Origin of the sequence: Chitinibacter sp. S2-10 (assembly GCF_046530675.1) — a bacterium.
In the GTDB taxonomy this organism is placed as follows: domain Bacteria; phylum Pseudomonadota; class Gammaproteobacteria; order Burkholderiales; family Chitinibacteraceae; genus Chitinibacter.
In genome coordinates this window covers 2,622,106-2,644,577 of the sequence record NZ_CP172558.1, presented here as the reverse complement: position 1 = coordinate 2,644,577, position 22,472 = coordinate 2,622,106, and the positions used below count along the sequence as shown (strand labels likewise).

18 protein-coding genes, 1 tRNA gene and 1 pseudogene are annotated in these 22,472 nt (G+C 50.9%); 12 read left to right on the top strand and 8 right to left on the bottom strand.

Translation table 11 applies throughout. From position 1 onward, the window contains the following. The first annotated feature begins 25 nt into the window (after positions 1 to 25). Positions 26 to 2,164, top strand: a complete 2,139-nt coding sequence (locus ACG2XO_RS12530; protein WP_410498325.1) for a DUF1631 family protein — start codon at positions 26 to 28, stop codon at positions 2,162 to 2,164. Positions 2,165 to 2,175: 11 nt separating this feature from the next. On the opposite strand, the gene rph is transcribed toward ACG2XO_RS12530, so the two are convergent. From rph to ACG2XO_RS12505, 5 genes are all read right to left on the bottom strand, one after another. Beyond that, entirely contained in the window at positions 2,176 to 2,892 is a 717-nt protein-coding gene (gene rph / locus ACG2XO_RS12525; RefSeq protein WP_410498324.1) for a ribonuclease PH, read from the bottom strand. A gap of 86 nt (positions 2,893 to 2,978) precedes the next feature. Beyond that, entirely contained in the window at positions 2,979 to 5,135 is a 2,157-nt protein-coding gene (locus ACG2XO_RS12520; protein WP_410498323.1) for a putative bifunctional diguanylate cyclase/phosphodiesterase, read from the bottom strand. Positions 5,136 to 5,198: 63 nt separating this feature from the next. Further along, on the bottom strand, positions 5,199 to 7,007 hold the full coding sequence (locus ACG2XO_RS12515; protein WP_410498322.1) for a M61 family metallopeptidase: 1,809 nt from the start codon (positions 7,005 to 7,007) through the stop codon (positions 5,199 to 5,201). Between the two features lie 19 nt (positions 7,008 to 7,026). Further along, the gene (locus tag ACG2XO_RS12510) at positions 7,027 to 8,295 is read right to left on the bottom strand and encodes a diguanylate cyclase (protein WP_410498321.1); all 1,269 of its coding nucleotides are present in this window, start codon (positions 8,293 to 8,295) and stop codon (positions 7,027 to 7,029) included. Then, entirely contained in the window at positions 8,296 to 8,700 is a 405-nt protein-coding gene (locus tag ACG2XO_RS12505; RefSeq protein WP_410498320.1) for an RNA-binding S4 domain-containing protein, read from the bottom strand. A gap of 24 nt (positions 8,701 to 8,724) precedes the next feature. Between ACG2XO_RS12505 and ACG2XO_RS12500 the strand changes: the two genes are divergently transcribed. The 4 genes and pseudogenes from ACG2XO_RS12500 (at position 8,725) to pflA (ending at position 13,239) form a co-directional block, all read left to right on the top strand. Beyond that, positions 8,725 to 9,348, top strand: a complete 624-nt coding sequence (locus tag ACG2XO_RS12500) for a Smr/MutS family protein (RefSeq protein ID WP_410498319.1) — start codon at positions 8,725 to 8,727, stop codon at positions 9,346 to 9,348. A 363-nt stretch (positions 9,349 to 9,711) separates the two neighbouring features. Beyond that, positions 9,712 to 12,057 carry a formate C-acetyltransferase gene (gene pflB / locus ACG2XO_RS12495; protein ID WP_410498318.1) on the top strand — a complete coding sequence of 782 codons (2,346 nt, stop codon included), beginning with the start codon at positions 9,712 to 9,714 and terminating at the stop codon, positions 12,055 to 12,057. Positions 12,058 to 12,164: 107 nt separating this feature from the next. Continuing rightward, positions 12,165 to 12,335: pseudogene (locus ACG2XO_RS12490) on the top strand (glycine radical domain-containing protein); the annotation flags it as partial. Between the two features lie 82 nt (positions 12,336 to 12,417). Next, the gene (gene pflA / locus ACG2XO_RS12485; RefSeq protein ID WP_410498317.1) at positions 12,418 to 13,239 is read left to right on the top strand and encodes a pyruvate formate-lyase-activating protein; all 822 of its coding nucleotides are present in this window, start codon (positions 12,418 to 12,420) and stop codon (positions 13,237 to 13,239) included. 111 nt (positions 13,240 to 13,350) lie between these two features. On the opposite strand, the gene ACG2XO_RS12480 is transcribed toward pflA, so the two are convergent. Continuing rightward, positions 13,351 to 14,583: a phosphoglycerate kinase gene (locus ACG2XO_RS12480; protein ID WP_410498316.1), complete on the bottom strand. Its 1,233-nt coding sequence runs from the start codon at positions 14,581 to 14,583 to the stop codon at positions 13,351 to 13,353. 172 nt (positions 14,584 to 14,755) lie between these two features. Between ACG2XO_RS12480 and hemH the strand changes: the two genes are divergently transcribed. The 3 genes from hemH (at position 14,756) to ACG2XO_RS12465 (ending at position 18,009) form a co-directional block, all read left to right on the top strand. Next, positions 14,756 to 15,862: a ferrochelatase gene (hemH, locus tag ACG2XO_RS12475; protein WP_410498315.1), complete on the top strand. Its 1,107-nt coding sequence runs from the start codon at positions 14,756 to 14,758 to the stop codon at positions 15,860 to 15,862. Between the two features lie 64 nt (positions 15,863 to 15,926). After that, positions 15,927 to 16,625, top strand: coding sequence for a response regulator transcription factor (locus ACG2XO_RS12470; RefSeq protein WP_410498314.1), 699 nt, complete (start codon positions 15,927 to 15,929; stop codon positions 16,623 to 16,625). After that, entirely contained in the window at positions 16,612 to 18,009 is a 1,398-nt protein-coding gene (locus ACG2XO_RS12465; RefSeq protein ID WP_410498313.1) for an ATP-binding protein, read from the top strand. The genes ACG2XO_RS12470 and ACG2XO_RS12465 overlap by 14 nt, the downstream gene beginning before the upstream one ends. Before the next feature lie 399 nt (positions 18,010 to 18,408). On the opposite strand, the gene ACG2XO_RS12460 is transcribed toward ACG2XO_RS12465, so the two are convergent. Together ACG2XO_RS12460 and ACG2XO_RS12455 are read right to left on the bottom strand one after the other, a co-directional pair. Continuing rightward, complete coding sequence (locus ACG2XO_RS12460; RefSeq protein WP_410498312.1) at positions 18,409 to 18,645, bottom strand: DUF2164 domain-containing protein; 237 nt, start codon at positions 18,643 to 18,645, stop codon at positions 18,409 to 18,411. An 11-nt stretch (positions 18,646 to 18,656) separates the two neighbouring features. Then, positions 18,657 to 19,757, bottom strand: coding sequence for an anhydro-N-acetylmuramic acid kinase (locus ACG2XO_RS12455; RefSeq protein WP_410498311.1), 1,101 nt, complete (start codon positions 19,755 to 19,757; stop codon positions 18,657 to 18,659). 257 nt (positions 19,758 to 20,014) lie between these two features. On the opposite strand from ACG2XO_RS12455, the gene ACG2XO_RS12450 reads away from it, so the two are divergent. From ACG2XO_RS12450 to ACG2XO_RS12435, 4 genes are all read left to right on the top strand, one after another. Continuing rightward, positions 20,015 to 20,839 carry a class I SAM-dependent methyltransferase gene (locus ACG2XO_RS12450; RefSeq protein WP_410498310.1) on the top strand — a complete coding sequence of 275 codons (825 nt, stop codon included), beginning with the start codon at positions 20,015 to 20,017 and terminating at the stop codon, positions 20,837 to 20,839. Between the two features lie 77 nt (positions 20,840 to 20,916). Next, a tRNA-Ser gene (locus ACG2XO_RS12445) sits at positions 20,917 to 21,007 on the top strand. Between the two features lie 127 nt (positions 21,008 to 21,134). Continuing rightward, positions 21,135 to 21,629, top strand: a complete 495-nt coding sequence (locus ACG2XO_RS12440) for a low molecular weight protein-tyrosine-phosphatase (protein ID WP_410498309.1) — start codon at positions 21,135 to 21,137, stop codon at positions 21,627 to 21,629. A 238-nt stretch (positions 21,630 to 21,867) separates the two neighbouring features. Next, the gene (locus tag ACG2XO_RS12435; protein ID WP_410498308.1) at positions 21,868 to 22,437 is read left to right on the top strand and encodes a TMEM165/GDT1 family protein; all 570 of its coding nucleotides are present in this window, start codon (positions 21,868 to 21,870) and stop codon (positions 22,435 to 22,437) included. The last annotated feature ends 35 nt before the right edge of the window (positions 22,438 to 22,472 follow it).

Below are 22,472 nucleotides of genomic sequence, written 5' to 3'. Positions count from 1 at the left end.
CGCACCGATTTCTCAGGATAATGAAATGTCACAGCCCGAAATGTCACAGCCCTTATCCGCAAATAACCATACTGCCCGCGCACAGCTCAATCCCATGCTGCTTGCCTGTCGGGATCTTGCCGTCAAAATGCTGACCGAATCGCTCGATCAGTTCTTTGCCAAGCTGGAAGAAACCTATCTGGAACTCGGAGACAAGACCGTAGACCGGAAATTGCGCGATGATTATTTTGCCGCCCGTCTGGAGACGCATCGCAAACGCGCGCAATTGGCAGAGCAATTCAAGGCTTTTTTTAACACAGCATTTGATGACAACGTCAAAGTGGGTGTGACAAGCGAGCAAAAATTTTACCGGCTTAATGCCGACGCACATCAGTTAAGCCTGGTAGCCAATGAAGAATATGAAGAAACCCTGAGTGCCGACAAAATTATCAATAGCATCAAATCTCAAGGTGCCGAAGATCTGGATCAGCTGGAAATGCGCTTTGCCCGCTTGCTTGGCAATTCACAGACAACTCAGCAAGAGGGGTCTGCAGCAAATCCGATGTCTCCCGAAGCAATTTGTGAAGCTTTTTTCAAAGCCTGCAAGCAACTGGAAACGGGGGTCGATGCACGTCTGGTGGCCATGCAGGCTTTCGAAAAAGAACTCTCCAGCCAGGTTGCCAATGTTTATCACCAGATCAATCAATACCTGATTGCACAAAATGTCCAACCTTTGCCACGCCCGGCTCGCGCAAGCTCATCGCCGCAAACCAAGCCAGAGCAGTCTGCTACTAGTAGCGGAGAGACGGCCAGAGTGCCTGGACACTCAACTGCGCAGCAACTGGGCAAACATCTGGCGCAACTGGTTCGTCAAGATCATCCAGGCTCAATGCCGCAGGGCTCGTCGGAACTGCAATCGCCCGGCTGGTGGCCATTTCTGGATGCGCTCCAGCGTAAATCGCCAATCAATGCTGCGCTGTGTGATGAAAATGGCCAGTCTCATACTCACAATTTGTTGGGAATGCTGCGCGAATCGGGTTGGGGCAAGCAATTAAATGCATTGAATGCAATGACACTCGAACTGGTGACGATGTTGTTCGAGCATATTTTCGATGACCCCCGTCTGCCCACTTCGATGAAAAGCCTGATTGGGCGACTGCAAATCCCGGTGCTCAAAGTCGGGATGATGGATGCGGCCTTCTTCTCGCAAAAACAGCACCCTGCACGGATGTTTCTGGATGAGTTGGCTTTTTCTGCGCTCGATGCCGACGATTTGGATGTTGGAACGCCGCAATATCAGGCGCTGGCGGACATCGTCAATCATTTGTTGCGTCACTATGAGCAAGATGTTGGAGTATTTGCCGACGCGCTGAATAAATTACGCCAGTTTGTTGCCCAGCTTGAGGCTAGTTCCGTTTCTAATTTGGCTGATGACGTTCATCAACTGGCAGAGCGCGAGCTGGCCGAGCTGGGACACAGTATTTCTCAGCAATTGATCAGTCTGCGACTGAATCGCAATGCCGACCTTCCTCTCTCTGTGAGCGGCTTTTTGCAGCAAATCTGGTCTGTTGCACTTGAAAAGGCTTATGGCGCGGCGGGAGAGTCCGAGCCGGAATTTATCCGTCGACTTTCAGCGATGGACGACTTGCTCTGGAGCATACAACCCAAAAAAGATGCTAATGAGCGTTACAAAATGGTCAATATGCTGCCTGGCATGCTCAAAACACTGGAAGAAGGTGCGCTGGCAGCGGGTGTCGAATCGGCTCAGGCGCAAATATTTTTTGCCGAACTTGTTCAATGCCATGCTGCAGCCATTCGTAACGGGCTTAAGGCCGCGGCCGGATCTGTGCACGACGACACAAATAAAGAATCGGCTCAGTCCGATCAATTTAACGAGCGCGATTTTCAGGCTGAAGAAATTCAATCCATCGAGTCAGGCATTTTGCCAGAGCGGGGAGAGTGGGTTGATTGGCATGCCGAGAACGGACAGGTGATACGCATGCGTTTGTCGTGGATCAGCCCGCAACAAACCCGTTATCTGTTTACCAACCGAAACGAGAAAGGTCTGGCTTTTGCCAAAGCTGAACTGGTGCAAGCGCTTTACAACGGCCGAATGAACCGGCTTGCTTTGCAAGGCTCGCTCACCGACCGTGCGATGCAGGGTCTGATGAGCGATTTGTGCTGATTGTTGCTGCTTTAAAGCGAAAGTGCTGCTTTTTGTAAGGCAAGCAGTTCGGCAATACCGGATTGCGCCAGATCGAGCATAGCGTTCATTTCTTCGCGACTGAATGCTTCACCTTCGGCGGTACCCTGAATTTCGATAAATTTACCGGACGCCGTCATCACGACGTTCATATCGGTTTCACAGGCTGAGTCTTCAACATAATCCAGATCCAGTACGGCCTGATTATCGACGATTCCAACCGATACTGCGGCAACAGCTTCACGAATCGGATTGACGCTCAATTTGCCTTCGCGCAACAAACCACTGATTGCATCGCTCAAGGCGACATAAGCACCGGTAATGCTGGCCGTACGTGTTCCGCCATCGGCTTGAATGACATCACAGTCAATCGTAATCTGACGCTCTCCCAGTGCTTTCAGATCGACCACTGCACGAAGGCTACGGCCAATCAAACGCTGAATTTCTTGCGTACGACCACTTTGCTTGCCTGCAGCGGCTTCACGTTTCATGCGGCTGCCTGTTGAGCGTGGCAGCATGCCATATTCGGCGGTAATCCAGCCTTCGCCTTTTCCTTTCAGAAATGGCGGCACCTTTTCTTCAACACTTGCGGTGCAAATGACTTTGGTATTACCAAATTGCACCAGAACACTGCCTTCTGCATGGCAGGTGTACTGACGGGTCAAATGGACTTCACGTAGCTGGTTGGCTTGACGTTGGGACGGACGCATGGAGTAACCTTGGAGATGAGTAAACGCAGGCAGTATACCGCAGCAAATTTGAATATGCCGTACCGCTCTTAGGTAATTGATTGCGTTCAATGCAGCATTTTTTTACCCATATTGGGTAGTGCGGGCAGAGCCAAATTGTTCAATTCATTGAGTAGCCAGAAAGTAAACGCATCGGCTGCAAGTGGTTTTGAAATGAAATAGCCCTGGATTTCATCGCAACCCATGATCGATAGCGCTTGCCAGCAAGACTGGGTTTCTACACCTTCGGCAACGACTTGCAGGCCCAGAATATGTCCCAGCTCAATCATGCTGCGGACAATCGAAATGCTTTCAAAAGTATCATTCATTGCCATGACAAAAGTCTGATCAATTTTCAATTCATTGATCGGCATTTTGGCCAGATAAGCAAATGATGAATAACCGGTACCAAAATCATCAATTGAGAGCTTGATTCCCAGCTCTCGCAGACGGTTGAGATTTTTCAATAACAGATCGGGTTGGCGCATGACGCCTGTTTCGGTGATTTCCAGGCATAAATTCACTTTGCCTGGGAAATGATCAATTTGCCCGGCAATGAAGTCAACAAACAGGGCATCTTCAACATCACCAACACCGACATTGACCGAAATGCAAAGATCAATGCCCTGCGCCTGCCAGCGTTGCTGCTGACGCAAGACATCTTTAATGACCCATTCGGTAATCGAACGCAGCTTGCCGGAGTGCTCGGCAAAAGCAATAAACAGATTGGGCGGAATCCAGCCACGCTGCGGATGCTGCCAGCGTACCAATGCTTCTGCACTGTGAACCTTGTGGTCGGCGAGCAAAATTTTCGGCTGATAATGAACAATCAGGTGATTGTTTTCTATTGCCTCACGCAGATCACCCATCAAGGTAAATTGGCTTTGTCGGTCAACTTCACGTTCCGGCGAATAAAAGACGCAGAATTGGCATTCTTCCTTAGCCGAAAAAATACTGATTTCAGCTTGCCGCAATAGTGAATCGGCATCTTGACTGTGTTCGGGATAACAACTGATGCCAAAACGCAAAGCCAGGGTAATTCTATGCTGTTCAATCTGAATGGCTTCAGACAGGCAAAGCTCGATCGATCTGACCGTTTCGCTTAGCTCAGTTGGATTTTGAAACGGGACCAGCAATAAAAAATCATTGCCGGAAACCCGTGCGGCAGAAAGGATGGGTTGGGGAGTCAGTTGCGTTAACCGGTCGGCCACGCTTCTCAATACATCGTCGCCCTCGGCAAAGCCAAAATAGTCATTCACATAATGAAAGTCGGCGATGTCCATCATCACGATGGCAAAAGCTTGAGGTGAACCGGCGATGGTCTGATGAACGATTTCGACAAAACGGGTGCGGTTGGGTAAACCGGTAATCCGGTCAACAAAAGCCAGTTGACGCAGTAAATGTTCACGCGCGGTCAGCGCTTCACCCATTGCATTGAAGGCACTGGCAAGATTGCCGAATTCGTCATGTGATTTAACAGGCATGCGGATATTGAATTCGCCCAGAGTAAAACGCTGTACTGCATGGCTAAACCGCCGCAAGGGCTCGGTGAGTTTGATGGCCAGAAACCACGAGATCAACGAGCCCAGCAACAGAAAAATCAGCCCGACCCAGACAGTCTTGGACAAAATAAACCACAACTCTTCATCCACCGAGCCAGCATCTAGATCGGCACCGAGTAAATAACCTTGCCCCTTTGAGGTTTGCCGACTCAGCAACAGAGAACGAAAATTGCCATATTGATCGCTCAGCGGCCCCAGCTGGCTTTGCCCAGCTTTTAAGGCTCGTAGCGTACGCTGCTGTTTATCTTGGTAATCCTGATAAAAATGACCGTACTGATCTTTACTGACTTCGTTCGGTGTCGCTGAATCGGCCAGATAGACCACCTGACCATCTTTTAACGCCAGCACATATAAATAACGTAAACCGCTTATTTGCGCATATTTTTGTAGTCTTAAAGTGTTAACTACATAACTACCGGTAATAGCTGGTGGATTGCCCGTGGCATTTTCGATGTAATCGGGGGGCAGAATATAGGGGATAGCGTTCGCGGCAGTGTAGAGACGCCCATCAAGTTCGGCAAAGAGCGCCTCGGATAATTGCCGATAAAAACTGAATGCCAAAGCAATGCAGACGCACAAATTTAAAATAAACAGCGTCAGCAGTACCTTGGCTCGGGCACTGCGAAAGAAAGTAATACCGAAGTGAGCAAGGCGCTTGGGCATTGAACTGGGTGTGAATTGATGAGTTTGTCATGGTTTTCTAGCCCAGTATGTTGCGCTGCGCAATCAATTTCCTACAAAAATCCCCATATTTATTTCCTGCTGCTGACTTAGTTCTTTTGATTTTTTAAAGCCGAAAGTATCTGCAAGTGCATTTTGAGGACGTAATTCAAAATTCATCAATTCATCGCGCCTGAATGCATGGATAGTCAGTGCCTGGTCGGTGCGCGACTCACTCATCAAGCGCTCAAACTGGCTGGCGCTGACTCGCAGTCCGGCAACGGCGATGATTAAATCTCCCGCAGCCAGCCCGGCCAGGCAAGCTGCTTGTGAGCGCAACACATGCGTCAGCTTGACGCCTGCTGGGTCTGGACTAAATCGCAGCCCCCAACTGCTGCTAGACGAGACCGTTTCTTGCCAGCCACCTTTATCACCATTGCCGTTCGAGATTCGCAACTGGCTTTCCACACCCAGACAAGCCAGTGATTGTGCCAGTGGCAATTCTTCGGTAGAACGCAAGGCACGATCAAAAAATGGCTGCAGATTGAGTCCGGTGACTTCTGCCGCGATTTGCTCCCATTCCTGCTCGCCAACACCCAGGCCATCGCGTTCGAAATGCTGACCATAACGCTGCCACAATGCACGCATCACATCATCAAGCGATTTTTGATTGCCGGTGCATTGGCGGATATGCAGATCCAGGCAGAGCGCGACCAGCGCGCCTTTGGTGTAATAACTCACCAACTCGTTGGGGCTGTTTTCATCCTGCCGATAATACTTAACCCAGGTATCTTTACTCGAGTCTTCTAGTGATTGACGTAGACGGCCATACCCCCGCTGAACCTGAGTGGCGGTTTGCGACAACAAGTCCAGATAATCATCAAGGCTAATGACACCGGCGCGCAGCAGACTCAAATCATCGTAATACGAGGTAATCCCTTCAAAAGCCCAGAGCAGCGTGGTGTAGTTTTCCTGTTGCAAATCATACGGCGCATAAGCAGCAGGTTTGATGCGCTTGACGTTCCAGCTGTGAAAATACTCGTGGCTGCACAACCCCAGAAATTGTCGGTATCCGTTACTGATTGCTTCATCGCCCATTTTGGGCAAGTCGCTACGATTGCAAATCAGCGCAGTACTATTGCGATGCTCAAGACCACCATAACCGTCCCCCACGGCGACGGTCATAAACAGATAGCGATCAAAGGGGGCAGGCTCACCAAACAGGCGAATCTGGTACTCGCAGATCGGTTTCAAATCTCGCGCCAAACGCGACAGATCAGCTTCGTGTCGACCCGAAATCACCATTCGATGCGGTACACCACAGGCTTCAAAAGTGATTTCGGCAAAATCGCTGATTTCAACCGGACAATCGATCAATTCATCGTAGTTTTTTGCCTGATAAGAGCCAAAACCGGCCTGATCAATTTGTATCGCATTCAAGCCCGTTGCAACTTTCCAGCCCGACTCCAGCGGAAAATCACCCGCCTTGATTTTGACATCACATTGGCGATTTTGCTGCCCGTCAGCGGCCAGAAAGACGCTGGTGCCATTAAAAAAAGCCCGGGTCTGATCGAGATAAGCGCCACGGACGGACAAATCGAAAGCGTAGACTTCATAACGTACGGTCAGAGCACCAGCGCACGGTGCGGCTTGCCAGCTGGATTTATTTATTTTGCTGATTGCGACCGGAATGCCGTTGCAACTGGCATTGATTTGCACAATATTGCGCGCAAACTCACGGATCAGATAGCTGCCAGGAATCCAGACTGGCAGTGTCAGCAACTGCCCGTCGGCGGCGGGCTCAGGAACAATCAGCTCGACAGCAAACAGGTGTGCGCCCAGATCAAGCGCTGAAATGGTGTAATGAATCGACATAAGATTCGCTTTCCTGGGGTTATGCTTTACGACGAGATGCCAGCCCAACTTCGTTACGGCCAGCCGCTTTGGCCTGATACAGCGCCTGATCGGCTGCATCGATTAAATCCTGCGCGCTCATCCCGGCTTCCAGTTGAGCCACGCCGGCACTGAAAGTGGCGACAAAATGTCCGTCATTATTGGCATGAGAGAGCTCGTTAAAACGCGAGCGCAATTCATCAGTTCGCTGGGCTGCACGCAACTGGGGTTGATCTGACCAGATCAGGGCAAATTCTTCGCCACCATAGCGACCGACCGCATCGGGGTTGGGAATCGATTGCTTGAGCAAACGTGACAGGCTTTTGATCACTCTGTCACCTGCAGAGTGGCCAAACAGATCGTTGATTCGCTTGAAGTGATCAATATCGACCATCGCAAACGAAAGAGGGCGCAGTTCTTTATGCGCTCGCGCGACTTCGCGGTTTAAAGATTCGATAATGTGCGAATGATTCAGCAATCCGGTCAGACTATCGCGCATCATCCAGCGACGCAGCGTGCGGTATCGTTCTGCCGTGATGGTCACCGCTGCGATCAGCTCCTCCGTTTCCATATTCTTGACCAGAAAATCATCGCCGCCCATGCTTCTGGCCATCAGTTGACGACCCCGTTGCGTTTCGGTCGACAGAAATACGATCGGGATAGAATCAAATTGCGGCCGCTGGCGGATCAGTTTGGCAATTTCATCGCCCTGGCACTGCGGCATATACACATCAAGCAGCAGCAGGTCGGGATGGAATTGATCAAGTGCATCAAAAATTTTAAGCGGATCGGAGAGGTGTTTAACTTTCATTCCGGCACCACTTAAGGCCGTGCTGGCCCATTTGGCGGCCAGGTCGGAATCATCAAGCAGCAATACTTTATACGGTTGGATGTGTTTGAATTCTTCGAGATGATCAAGTCGGTCAATCAATGTAAGCAGATTGATCGGGTGGCTAATAAAGTCAGTGACGCCAGTACGCAAAAATTCAAGCTGTTTGACCATTTCAATGCCCATACTGGCCAAAACAATCGGCCCTTTGAACAGCAGCTTGAGCAAGGGCAGGCATTGTTCGGCTTTGGTATCGAGCAAACCTGCTTCATCAATAATGAGCGCTTCAACCTGGTTGGAATGCAAGGCCGCGAGCAATGCACTGTTACGATCAAATACCTGAAAATCAAAGCCGAACATCGCCAGCTGTTGCCCCAGCTCGGAGAATAATTGGGTATTGGGTGCGGCAAAGTAAATCAGGCGTTTGGCGTTCTGGGACATTTATTCTTCTCGACTTTGAATCACGGCATGGTCAAGCGCACTGAGCTGTCGGCGCCATTTTTTAGTAGGGCGTCCCTTGACCTGTGGATGATCGAATTGAGGCTGCAAAGCTTTGGCAAATTGTTCACGGGCACGTTTTTCAATGCTGGCGCAGGTCTCTTGATAGAGGGTTTGAGCCAGCTCGGCGCCACGCCGTTGATCGGATAACAGGCTGATCTCGATTTCGAAATGACCATGTGGGGCACGAATATGCAAAACATCGCCGATTTTCAATAGGCGGGCTGGTTTTGCCCGCTCGCCATTCAGGTTAATATGTCCGGCTTCAATCGCAGCGGTGGCCAGTGCCCGGGTTTTAAAAAAACGCGCAGCCCAGAGCCATTTATCCAGCCGTACTTTTTCTTGCAATCCTTACTCTCCTAGCTTTTACCCATGGATAAAACCACGCTGGTCCAACTTAAGCAATTGCGTAAACGACTCAAGCAACAGCAAGATCAATCCAAGAGCGCCAGTGTACCGATTCCGGCAGTGGTAGATGATCATATTCTGTTTGAGCAGGCGATGAAAGGCGTCAAGCCGCTCGATTATGACGCACATTACTTACATCCAGCACCGGTGATCAGCCCATGGCCACGGAATCAAAACCCCGCTCCGATCGCGCAGCCCGATGATATGAGCGATTGCTGGCCTTGGGACGAACTGATCGATGGGGAGCAGCTGTTATTTAGCCGGCCCGGTTTACGACTTGATCAATTACGCAAACTCAAACGCGGCCACTGGATGATTGACGCCGAGCTGGATCTGCACGGCGAAACCATCGATAGTGCGCGCGCCAAAGTGGCGCATTTTCTCATGTTCTGTGTTGCCAGGCAGCTGCGCTGCGTAAGAATTATTCATGGTAAAGGATTGAGCTCAAAAGACGGTCAGCCAATTCTGAAACTCAAACTGAAAAACTGGCTGGTGCAACGAGGTGAAGTGCTGGCTTTTGCACAAGCCAATCCTTTTCAGGGCTGCGCTGGTGCTGTGCTGGTTCTGCTCAAATCAGGGTCGCCATAATATAAATAATCACCTCTATGTCGGATTGGGTATTGCAAGGCAAATATTTACCTGAATTTAAAAACAAAATCAGATTCCTACTTGTCACTACAAGGCCTATGATATTGGTATCAAAATTTGCCTGATCATGTTGATCTATAAGGAAAATTTTGCATCGCAGCAATTTACGGATGTAGCCTGATTTCCCATACAACAAGTTTAAGAAGCTGACCTAAATCAAGTTTGAATGACCTTCGAATTGTTACGATGATCTTAATGCTGGAATTGAGTGATGTATCTCACCAGCCTTGTCAGTCTACCCAAAACATGCCACAAGCGGTTTAGTTCAAGATGTCTAAGCGACATCGCCACAAGGAGATTTCCATGAACGCCCCAATCGATAAATCTTTGGATCAATCACAACTGGATGCTTGGCGCGGTTTGAACGCAGGCGAATGGCAAAAAAAAGTTGATGTACGCGATTTTATTCAGGCCAACTACACCCCTTATCATGGCGATGATACTTTTCTGGCTGGGCCGACCGAACGTACGACCCAGCTTTGGAACGAGCTGTCAGTCCTGCTAAAAGAAGAACGCAAACGTGGCGTGCTGGAAGTGTCTGCCCAGTTCGGTTCAAGCATTACGGCTCACGGCCCCGGCTACATTAATAAGGATCTCGAAACCATCGTTGGCCTGCAAACCGATGCGCCATTGCGCCGAGCGATCATGCCCAATGGCGGGCTGCGCATGGTACAAAATGGGCTGGCGGCTTATCACTTCGAAATGAATCCGCAAATCGAAGATATCTATACCAAATATCGCAAAGACCATAACAACGCCGTGTTTGATGCCTACACCCCGGAAATCATGGCTTGCCGCAGCTCGGGCGTGATTACCGGTCTGCCCGATTCCTATGGCCGTGGCCGGATTATTGGCGACTATCGCCGTATTGCGCTTTATGGTGTTGATTTCCTGATTGCCGACAAAAAACGCGAAAAATCGGAAATCGACAATGTGCCATTTACTGAAAACATTATCCGTTTGCGTGAAGAGTTGGCCGAGCAAATCAAGGCCTTAAACGAACTCAAACAAATGGCGAAAAATTACGGTTTTGACATCGCGCGTCCTGCTGCAACAGCGCAAGAAGCTGTGCAATGGCTGTATTTCGGCTACCTCGCCGCAGTCAAGGAACAAAACGGCGCAGCGATGTCGATCGGCCGGATTTCGACTTTCCTCGATGTGTATTTCGAACGCGATTTGAAAGAAGGGCGCATCAATGAGGCGCAAGCACAGGAATACATCGATCATCTGGTCATGAAGCTGCGTATCGTGCGTTTCCTGCGCACGCCTGAATACGACGATCTGTTCTCGGGCGATCCGACCTGGGTGACTGAATCAATCGGTGGCACGGGTGAAGATGGCCGTACTTTAGTCACCAAATCAAGCTTCCGTGTTCTGAATACGCTGTACAACCTTGGCCCCGCGCCAGAACCGAACCTGACGGTACTTTGGTCAACTTCGTTCCCGCAAGGCTTCAAGGAATTCTGCGCCAAAGTCTCGATCGACACGTCGGCGATTCAGTACGAAAACGACGACCTGATGCGGCCAAAATGGGGTGACGATTACGCGATTGCCTGCTGCGTTTCGGCGATGCGTGTTGGTAAACAAATGCAATTCTTTGGTGCCCGTGTGAATCTGGCCAAAGCAATGCTGTATGCGATCAACGGCGGTGTGGACGAAAAAACCGGCAAACTGGTCGCCAAGGGTTTCGAGCCGATCAAGGGCGACGTACTCGATTACGACGAGCTGATGGCCAAATACAATCTGTTGCTCGACTGGCTCGCCAAAACCTATGTAACCGCGCTGAACTGCATTCATTACATGCACGACAAATATGCTTACGAGCGCATCGAAATGGCGCTGCACGACCGCGACATCCTGCGTACGATGGCGTGCGGTATCGCCGGCCTGTCGGTTGCCGCTGATTCGCTGTCGGCCGTCAAACACGCCAAGGTTCACATCAAGCGTAATGAAGCCGGTCTGGCCGTCGATTATGTGATCGAAGGCGAATACCCAGCCTACGGCAACAACGACGACCGCGCCGACGACATCGCCGTGTGGCTCGCAACGACATTCATGGAAAAAATCGAAGCGCAACCTTCGTTCTACCGCGACTCGATGCCGACGCAATCAGTACTCACCATTACGTCAAACGTCGTGTACGGCAAAAAAACCGGCAATACACCGGACGGTCGCCGTGCCGGTGCGCCTTTCTCGCCAGGCGCGAACCCGATGAACGGTCGTGATGTGAATGGTTTCGTCGCTGCCGGTTTCTCGGTATCGAAAATTCCGTATGAATCGGCGCTTGATGGGGTTTCCTGGACTGCATCAATGACGCCCGATGCATTGGGGCACAATCCGACCGACCGCATCAAGACACTAGCCGCATCGATTGACGGCCTGTTTGGCCCGCATGGTGAAGTGATTCCGGTGTGCAGCACCGCCGACCGCGTTGCCCGTGAAGTGGCTGCACTGGAAGAGGGGCCAGATCAATTATTCCACCTCAATATGAACGTGCTGAACAAGGATATGTTGCTCGATGCGATGGAGCATCCGGAAAACTATCCGCAGCTGACGATCCGGGTTTCTGGTTACGCAGTGAATTTTGTCAAACTGACTCGCGAGCAGCAAATGGACGTGATTAACCGCACTTTCCATGCGAAGTGCTAAATCGCGTAACACAGGGCAATACCTCAAAAGGGTATTGCCCTGTAATCACCAAGTTACATACCCTGTAGAGCAATACCCATTGAGATCAGATCATGCCACAGTTATTTCACCTGAATATGAATGTACTGAATAAGGAAACTCTAGAAGACGCGATGGAAAATCCGGATAAATATCCGCAACTGACCGTCCGTGTTTCAGGTTATGCCGTGAATTTTGTCAAACTCACGCACGAGCAGCAGCTGGACGTAATTAACCGGACATTTCACGAAAAGTGTTAAGCTGATATCGCAAGCCTAGAAAAACGGATCCTGGCGATCCGTTTTTTTTATGATCGCACAGCGCCAATATCCGAGAATAATCATGACCACAATCGAGCTTATCCAGCAGCCCAGCAAGCCATTAGGCGAGATCGTACCTGCCGCCTTTGATGCCGAAGGCCGGCAATATGGCTACGTGCATTCAATTGAAACAGGCGCTGCCGTCGATGGGCCGGGAATGCGCTTTGCGCTGTTTGTCAGCGGTTGCCAGTTCCGCTGCCTGTATTGCCATAATCCGGATACTTGGAAGCTGCATTACGGCAAACCTTATACCGTTGACGAAGTGATGACCGAAATCGGCAAGTACGCCAGCTTTTTGCGCATAGCCGGTGGCTTGACGATTTCCGGCGGCGAGCCTTTGATGCAGGCGCATTTTATCGGCGAGATTTTCCGCCGCGCCAAGCACGAGCTCAAAATCCATACTGCGCTCGATACGCAAGGCTTTCTGGCAGCCCATTTGCCCGATGAATATTTCGACAATATCGATCTGGTGCTGCTTGATATCAAGCAAATGAATCCAGAGCGTTACGAAGCACTGACCGGCAAGCCCTTGCAACCCACGCTCGATTTTGCCGAGCGATTATTCAAAATGGGCAAAAAAATCTGGCTGCGTTATGTGCTGGTGCCCGGCTGGACCGACGATGAAGCCGATGTCCAGCTGCTGGCTGATTACCTGGCCACAATGAATCAGCAATACCCCAATGTGCTCGAACGCGTCGAAGTGCTGCCATTTCATAAAATGGGCGAGAGCAAGTGGGAAGAGCTGGGCTTGAAATATGAATTAAGTGACACCAAGCCGCCGAGTACTGAGGTCGTGCACCGGGTTCGCGAGCAGTTTCGCGCCAAAGGCATATTCTGCTGCTAACAAGTAATAGATGGGTATACTCATACAAACCATGCAGATATTGATCTACAGAGAAATACCCAATAAAAAACCTCGCCGCAGCGAGGTTTTTTATTGGTACAGAAAAACGAATTACTTCTCGCTCAGGGCTTCAACACCGGGCAGTGCCTTGCCTTCGAGGAATTCCAGCGAAGCGCCGCCGCCCGTTGAAACGTGGCTGACTTTGTCTTCGAGACCGGCTTTTTCCACCGCAGCCACCGAATCGCCACCGCCAACAACGGTGATCGCGCCATTGGCCGTTGCGTCAACCAGCGCATGAGCAACGGCGAAGGTACCTTCAGCAGAAGCGTCAATTTCAAACACGCCCATCGGGCCGTTCCACAAGACTGTTTTGGCCGATTTGATAATGTCGGCATAAGCCGTGCGCGTTGCCGAGCCAATATCCACGCCTTCCTGATCGGCAGGAATTGCAGTTGATTTAACCTCAACCAGACCATCGAGCGTACGCGCGTCAAAGTTCAAAGCCTTTGTCACCATCGTGTCGCTAGGCAGAACGAGTTTGTCACCCGCTTGCGCCATCAATTCGCGCGCCAGTTCAACTTTATCGTTTTCGCACAATGATTTACCAATTTCAAAACCTTGCGCTTTGAGGAAAGTAAACGCCATGCCGCCGCCGATGATCAGCTTGTCCACTTTGGGCAGCAGGGCTTGGATCACGTCGATCTTGCCGGAAATTTTCGAGCCGCCAATGATGGCAACCAGTGGGCGAACCGGTTTGTTGACCGCTTCGCCGAGGAAATCGAGTTCTTTTTTCAGCAGGTAACCGGCTGCGCGGGGCAAATCAACACCGACCATCGACGAGTGCGCGCGGTGCGCAGTACCGAATGCGTCATTGACAAACACATCGCCCAATTTGCTCAAGCTCGCACGGAAAGCGGCGACTTTGGCCGGATCGGCTTTCACCGTTGTGCCATCAGCGTCTTTGGCTTTGCCTTCTTCTTCAATATGGAAACGCACGTTTTCGAGCAGCACAACTTGGCCTGCTGCCAGATTGGCACAAGCGGCTTCCACTTCGGCACCAACGCAGTCATTGAGGAACTGGACTGGTTTGCCGAGCAATTCTTCCAGACGCTTGGCAACCGGTGCGAGGCTGTATTTTTCAATTTTCGAACCATTCGGACGACCCAGATGTGACATCAAGACCACCGATGCTCCTTGATCGAGTGCATAACGAATCGTCGGCAAAGCCGCACGAATCCGCTTGTCGCTTTCGACCACGCCATTTTTGACGGGAACGTTAAAGTCAACACGAATCAATACACGTTTGCCAGCGAGATCGAGATCTTCAATAAACAGTTTGGCCATACAGTCCCCGGGTGAAGTGAGCAAAAACCGTATTGTAGCGCCTATCACCAAAATGAAACTGACGCGGATTAAAGTTTTTCCAGAGTTTTTGCTGCAATTGGTGGTTTTTTTTATGCCGGATAAAAATCAACTATCATAGCGGACACTTTCTATCTAGTTTTTGAGGCAAGCGATGGCGCGCTTTTTACCCGAACCCAGTTTTTCTCATGCCAGCCCAAGCAAAGTCGGCGTATTGCTGGTCAATCTGGGCTCGCCCGATGCACCCACTGTGCAGGCGCTGCGACCTTATCTGAAACAGTTTTTATCCGACCCGCGCGTGGTTGAAATTCCCAAAGCCATCTGGTGGCTGATTTTGAACGGCATTATTTTGAATCTCCGTCCGAAAAAAAGCGCAGCCAAATACGCCAGCATCTGGACCAAGGATGGCTCGCCGCTGCGGGTCTGGACTGAGAAACAGGCCAAACTGGTGAAAGGGTATCTGGGTGAGCAATACCCGGAGCAACTCGTCGTCGATTACGCGATGCGCTATGGCAATCCGTCGATTGAGTCAAAGATCATGCAAATGAAAGCTCAAAACTGCCAGCATCTGGTCGTCGTGCCGCTGTACCCTCAATACGCAGCCAGTACCAGCGCCAGCGTTTTTGATGAAGTCAGCCGTGTATTACAAAAAATTCGTTTTCAGCCTGCTTTGCGCATCATGGCACCATTTTTTGATGAAACGCCATACATCGACGCGCTGGCACAGAGCGTGCGCGAGCACTGGCAGCTCAATGGCCGTGGCGATCATTTGCTGATGAGCTTTCATGGTGTGCCCAAATATACGCTGGACAAGGGTGACCCTTATCATTGCCATTGCCATAAAACGGCGCGTTTGCTCGCCGAAGCACTCGGCCTTGATGCCGGCCAATACACCGTGGCGTTTCAATCGCGCTTTGGCAAGGCCGAATGGCTCAAACCTTATACCAGCGAAATCTTGCATCAGCTAGGCAAGCGAAACCTTAATACGCTCGATGTGATTTGTCCGGGTTTTGTCGCCGATTGCCTTGAAACTCTCGAAGAAATTGCCATTGAAGGGCGTGATGAATATCGCGCTGAAGGTGGGAAAAATTATCGGTATATTCCATGTCTGAATGATAGAGATCAGTGGATTGCGGCGCTATCCGGACTGATTTCGCGCGAGCTGACAGGTTGGCTGACAAGCGGTCGAGCCGACAAAAACAGCAAAATTCAATTAAATCAAAGAGATATTATGGCCAAGCATTTAAGCTTACAAAAATGATCTTGGGCTTTAATGAAATTAACGCTACACTCTGCGGTAAGTTTATTCTTACAGGGGAACCCCAATGGCTACACGTCTGTTTCTGGCCGAAGATGACCTGATCCTCGCTGACGCACTCAAAACCAGCCTGTCTCAAGCCGAATTTCAATGTGATTGTGTGAATGATGGCGCGCTGGCGCTGCAAATTTTGCTGCACAACGATTACGATGCAGTCGTACTTGATATTGGCTTGCCCAATATGGATGGCCTGACTGTATTGCGCAATGTTCGCCAGCACAAACCTTCTTTACCTATTCTGATTCTGACCGCACTGGATGGCCTGGATGAGCGTGTTGCGGGCCTGGATGCTGGTGCAGACGATTACCTAGCCAAGCCGTTTGAGTTCTCCGAACTGGAAGCGCGCCTGCGCGCCTTACTGCGTCGTAGCCAGATTCTGCCGCAATCGGTACAACAGCTCGGCAATTTGCGTCTGGATCGCGCAGGTCAGCGTGCCTGGTGCAATGATTCGCCGCTCGATCTGTCGGCGCGCGAATTGACGGTGCTGGAAATCCTGATGTCGAACATTGACCGCGTCGTGACCAAAGAGCAAATCGTTAGCGAACTGGGCAATGAAAACGCCGAAGTCGGTCTGAATGCGATTGAGGTTTACGTCCACCGTCTGCGCAAAAAACTCGAACCTTGCGGCGTCGTGATTCGCACGATCCGTGGTCTGGGGTATTTACTGGAAAAACAACAGCCACTGGCCGCGGATGCAAGTAACTAAACGTTCGCTACAGCGTCAGATCCTGCTGTGGACCGTACTGCCCTTGCTAGCCCTTTGGCTGGCAGGGGCAGTGGTCATTTATTGGGTTTCATTTCATTTTGTCAATGAAAGAAACGACGCCCAACTCAGTCGGCTGGCGACCACAATCTCCCGGCAACTGGAACAAAATATCCAGGCAGGGCATCCCCCGACAGCAGCAGCGCTTGCACAATCAACAGCGTCAATTCTGGCCGCAGTATCCAATGAACCTATTCGTTTTGTCATTGAACACCAGCCGCTGAAAATCAAGATCGGCAAACCGTTTCATTCCTTGCCAAAAACCAGCGCATCCCAACTGGTTTTCAGTCTGCAGCAAATCAATGGCCAGCCTCACCGCATTCTGAGTGCTTATTTTCCGCCTCGCGCAGGTAACCCGGACGATGGTTTGTATCTTGAACTGATCACGGATCTAAGCGCACAAACCGCCTCGCTGCAACGCTACTTGTTGCACATGGCTTTGCCATTGATTGTGATGCTGATTTTGGTCAGTGTATTAATTGGAGTTGGGATCAAAAACAGTCTTAAACCGTTGCGAACCCTCAAGCAACTGGTCGAAACGCGCAAGGCACAGGACTTATCGCCTTTATCACTCGATAATGCGCCAGAAGAACTCAATGCCTTGTCCAAGGCCTTGAATCAATTATTGTCGAGTACCGAGGAAAGCATTACTCGCCAGCGGCGTTTTATCGCCGATGCGGCACACCAATTGCGCACGCCCTTGGCCGGGTTGAAGTCGCAAACCGAGCTGGCGATGCGGGAAAATAGCCCGGAAGGGCTGCGAGACCGCCTGAATATGGTACATACCAGCGCGACGCGCAGCATTCATTTGGTTAACCAGTTGTTGACGCTGGCGCGCTCTGAACCTGGCAGCATCAATGGGATTCCAAAAATCAAAATGGATCTGGCACGGCTGATTCGCGATCTGACTGGCGAACTGGTGCCGCGCGCGCTGGCCGCACGCATCGATTTGGGCTGCGATTGTTTGGTACAGGAAGCCTGGATCGAAGGCAATTCAGCACTATTGCGCGAACTGTTTATCAATCTGGTCGAAAATGCGATCAAATACATTCCGCGCGATGCCAGCGTCACGGTCAGACTGACCGAGAACGAAACCCAATACATTGTTGATGTCGAAGATAGCGGCCCGGGCATTCCGGATGCCGACAAGCAGCGTGTTTTTGAGCGCTTCTTCCGGCGCGAACAAACCGGTAATGGCTGCGGCCTGGGTATGGCCATCGTCAAGGAAATCGTCGAGCGCCATCATGGCAGCGTCGAACTGCTGGATGCCAAGCCACATGGCTTGATTGTTCATGTGGTATTGCCAAAAAACCCAGCATCTATCTAGTTTTCAGAGATATACCTGATGTGGGTATTCGATTTATCTTCATCGCTAAAGCAACATTTTGTCTGATTTTTCATGCCAGCGTCTCCTGTCTTACCATCAAGCCCGCAATCAATCTCTGTGTATTAGTCAACAAAAAGTTCGTGCATTGTATACAGATCACCAGTTTGCTCTGCATTTAATATCGGCATGATTACACACCTCATTGATGCAGATGCCATGCCAGTCTCATTTCAGCAATATCTTTACAAAAGGCTCAGCGAACGTTTGCCACACGCGAACGCCCAAGCGGATCGAAACCGGATTTTGTATCGTTTGCAAATTCTGAAAACTGTGATTGACGCTCATCAGGCGCAATGCGACGTATGCCTTGAGGATTGCATCAAATGCAAGCAGCCGAAGCTAATCGTCAGCAATGACAAAACAATGCAGGTTTAAATCATCGGTTTGCTGATGCAGATACTGCTGCACATCAGCGACCGCCTGATTGTAAATATGCGCGCCGATACCCCGCTTGATAAAGTCGAGCAACAATTGGCATTGCAGCTGACTGCTTTCAACGTCCATCTCGCGATCAAGGTAATTTTGCAGACCGGCAATCAGCAGGGATTCGAGTTCTTTATTCAGTTTGATTGTCATGATTGGAAAGCTTAGCGAGGGTAAATGGCGCCGAGCATCCGCAAACCGCGTGCGCCGGTGACCGCTGGTAAGTTGCCGCTTTGCTGCGTCATGCAGCGCATGGCCAGCCAGGCAAAGGCATAGGCTTCAACCCAGTTCGGATCAACGCCCAAAGCCGCCGTGGTCTGAACCGGGCAGGGCAGGTGATGCGCGAGTCGTTCTAGCAAAAAGCCGTTATAAGCACCACCACCGCAAACAAAGACCTCGTCGGGTCGCCCCAAACCAAGAATGGCATCGCTGATCGTCTGGGCGGTCAATTCCAGTAGCGTCGTCTGCACATCTTCGGGTTTTACGAGTTCACCCACTTGCTGCAAATGGGCATCGAGCCAGTTTGCGTGAAATAAATCGCGCCCCGTGGATTTGGGCGCGGGCAGAGCGAGGTAGGGCTCTGCTAGCAAGCATTCCAGCAAGCGCGTATGAATCTGCCCACTGCGCGCCCAGTCGCCGTTGCAATCGTAGGGCAAACCTTGCTGCCGGTTAATCCATAAATCGAGCAAGACATTGCCGGGGCCGCTATCAAATCCGCTCACCGCGCCATCAGACCCCAGCCAGCTCAAATTGGCGATCCCGCCAATATTGAGCACGACGCGATTGCGTTCCGGTGCCGCAAACAGTGCCTGATGAAAAGCGGGAACCAGTGGCGCGCCCTGACCACCGGCAGCGACATCGCGACTGCGAAAATCGCCAACAATACTGATGCCGGTATGTTCCGCCAGCAAAGCATGGTTGCCGATTTGCAAGGTATACCCCAGCTCTGGCCGGTGACGTATTGTTTGCCCATGATTGCCAATCGCCAACACATCGTCGGCTGCAATGCCGGCTTTTTGCAGTAATAAGTGGCAAACTGCAGCACAAGCCAGACTATGTGCATTGGCCGCCAGCTGCGCCAGATGGATTTCATTGTTTGACGGCGCTTGCAGCAGCAACAACTGCGCGCGTAATTCATCTGGCAGTGGCGCACTCTGCGTGGCAATCAGCCGTGGCATCGCGCCACCGAAGTCGACCAGCACGGCGTCAATGCCATCCAGGCTGGTTCCGGTCATTAAACCGATGTAATAGCGGTGTGAAGGCATGGCATGTCGAATGAATCAAAATAGCGCCAATTCTACCCGTGTGCGTATGAATTGGGCGTTTCATCGGGTATCCCTTAACGATCATTTTGCCCTTGAAACCCCCAACGATCCGGACACATTGCGGTAAAATGCAAGGCAATCATCAGATATTTTCCTGCACTGCAGCCAGTTTATCATTCATACCCAAACGGGTATCAATCCAGATTGCTTGCCTGATCTTGTCTATGGAAAGATACCCCAAAGTAACGAGTCCAATCATGAATCCAATCCCGGAAATCCGCGAAGGCCAGTCGGTCGAGCTGCTCAAGGCACTGCACATCCTGACGCGCGACGGCAAACTTAATCAGGATAGCCGTCGTAAGCTCAAGCAGGTTTATCACCTGTTCAACTTTATTGAGCCACTGCTCAATGACGTGCTGACACAGCACGAGCATGTCACGCTGGTCGACCATGGCGCAGGCAAATCGTATCTGGGCTTTATTATTTACGATCTGTTTTTCAAATCGAAACCTGTCGGGCACATTTATGGCACCGAGTTTCGCGCCGAACTCGTCCAAAAATCGCGCGAGCTTGCCAAACAATGCGGTTTTGAACGGATGACCTTCCTCGATATGCTGGTTGAAGACGCAGCGGCAGCCAAAGAAATGCCAGCCGAGATCGACATCGTCACCGCCTTGCACGCCTGCGACACCGCGACCGACGACGCAATCCGCTTCGGGCTGGAAAAAAACGCCAAACATATGGTGCTGGTGCCTTGTTGCCAGGCCGAAGTCGCCAGCGTTTTGCGTAAACATAAAAGCCAGTCACTCGCCAAAACGCCGCTCGCCGAGTTGTGGCGCCACCCGATTCACACGCGTGAATTTGGTAGCCAGATCACCAATGTACTGCGCTGCCTGCTGCTGCAATCAAAAGGCTATCAGGTCACCGTCACCGAGCTGGTCGGCTGGGAACATTCGATGAAAAACGAGCTGATCATCGCCAGTCTGAGCCCGAACGCACCGCGCAAACAGGCCAAAGAGCGGATGGAGCAGATTCTGGCTGAGTTGAATCTGGCAGAAATGGGTTCACGCTTTATGTATTGAGCCCGGTTATCTGGCAGAAACGCAGGCAAAAGCCTTGTAAAACCAGCGCTGGCTGCGTATCATTCGACCTCCTTCGCGGAGAGATGGATGAGTGGTTTAAGTCGCACGCCTGGAAAGCGTGTATAGGTTAATAGCCTATCGGGGGTTCGAATCCCCCTCTCTCCGCCACGAATAGACACTAAAGCCCTGATTTTTCAGGGCTTTTTCTTTTTCGGCAAAATTTCGCCCACAGGGTATATCGGCGCAGATCAATTCAGATATTTTTTAGCTGGCAATACTACATAGGGGTATTTGAATGACTAAGCAGTTTTCGGTTTTAATGGTCTGTACCGGCAATATTTGTCGCAGCCCGACTGCCGATGGCGTGTTGCGGCATCTGGTCGAACAGCAGGGACTGGCGCATTGCATTCTCGTTGATTCGGCAGGGATTGCCGATTATCACGTCGGCGAAGCACCTGATCGGCGCTCGCAAGAGCACGCTAGAAAGCGCGGTTATGATTTGTCGTATTTGCGCGCTCGCGAAGTCAGGCGCAGCGATTTTGTCGAATTCGATCTGATTCTGGCGATGGATCAAAGCCATTTGAACCATTTGCGACGACATTGCCCACCAGAGCAGCAACATAAGGTGCAGTTGTTTTTGAGCTATGCCCGAACTGATCAAGAGCGTGAAGTACCTGATCCGTATTACGGCGGCTCGGATGGTTTTGAGCATGTGCTTGATTTGATTGAAGATGGCTGCGAGGGCGTTTTGCAGCAGGCCTTGGCACATTTGCAGCACAAATCAAGATAATCCCTAACTTGTAAGTATTGGGTGAACTGCTTAGAATGCCGACTTCCTTCGGGGGAGTAATCGCCGGTCTGACCGCTTGAGCGTTCTGAGCCGGGTTTGCGTCAACAGACTTGAAACCATCGTTGATGGGTTCATGGCGTAAACGGCAATCATGCCTGATGAGACCCGAGGTTAGTCGTATGCTCACGGGTGGGCTGTACGGCTGGCCTCGTGTCGCTTGCCCACCCTGGAGCTGTTGATGTTTGATGCTTTTCTGATTTCTACCGGTGTCGTTGCTGTGGCCGAAATGGGTGATAAAACCCAGTTGCTGTCACTGATTCTCGCCGCCCGTTTTCGTCGCCCGCTACCGATTGTTGCGGGCATTTTTGTTGCTACGGTATTGAATCACTTTGCGGCTGGCTGGATCGGTCAGCAGGTGGCCGGATTGATTTCGCCTGATCTGTTGCGCTGGGTGGTCGGCCTTGGCTTTTTGGCGATTGCTGCGTGGGCACTCATTCCCGATGAAATGGATGAGGATGAAACCACTGTAAAACCCTATAGTGCTTTTGTCGCTACATGTATTGCCTTCTTTTTGGCCGAAATGGGTGACAAAACGCAAATTGCCACAGTTGCGCTTGCTCTAAAATACACGCCTTTATGGCAGGTGGTACTGGGAACAACCCTGGGCATGATGATGGCCAATGTACCTGCGGTTTATCTGGGCGAGTGGATTTCAAGCCGAATGCATCTGTTACGGCTTGTGCGTTTCGTTGCCGCAGCGATTTTTGCCGCCATTGGTGTGCTGGCCTTGCTGGGCATGGCTTATTAAGTGCGAGTGCTTTGTGTGTTTTGCTTATAAAAGAC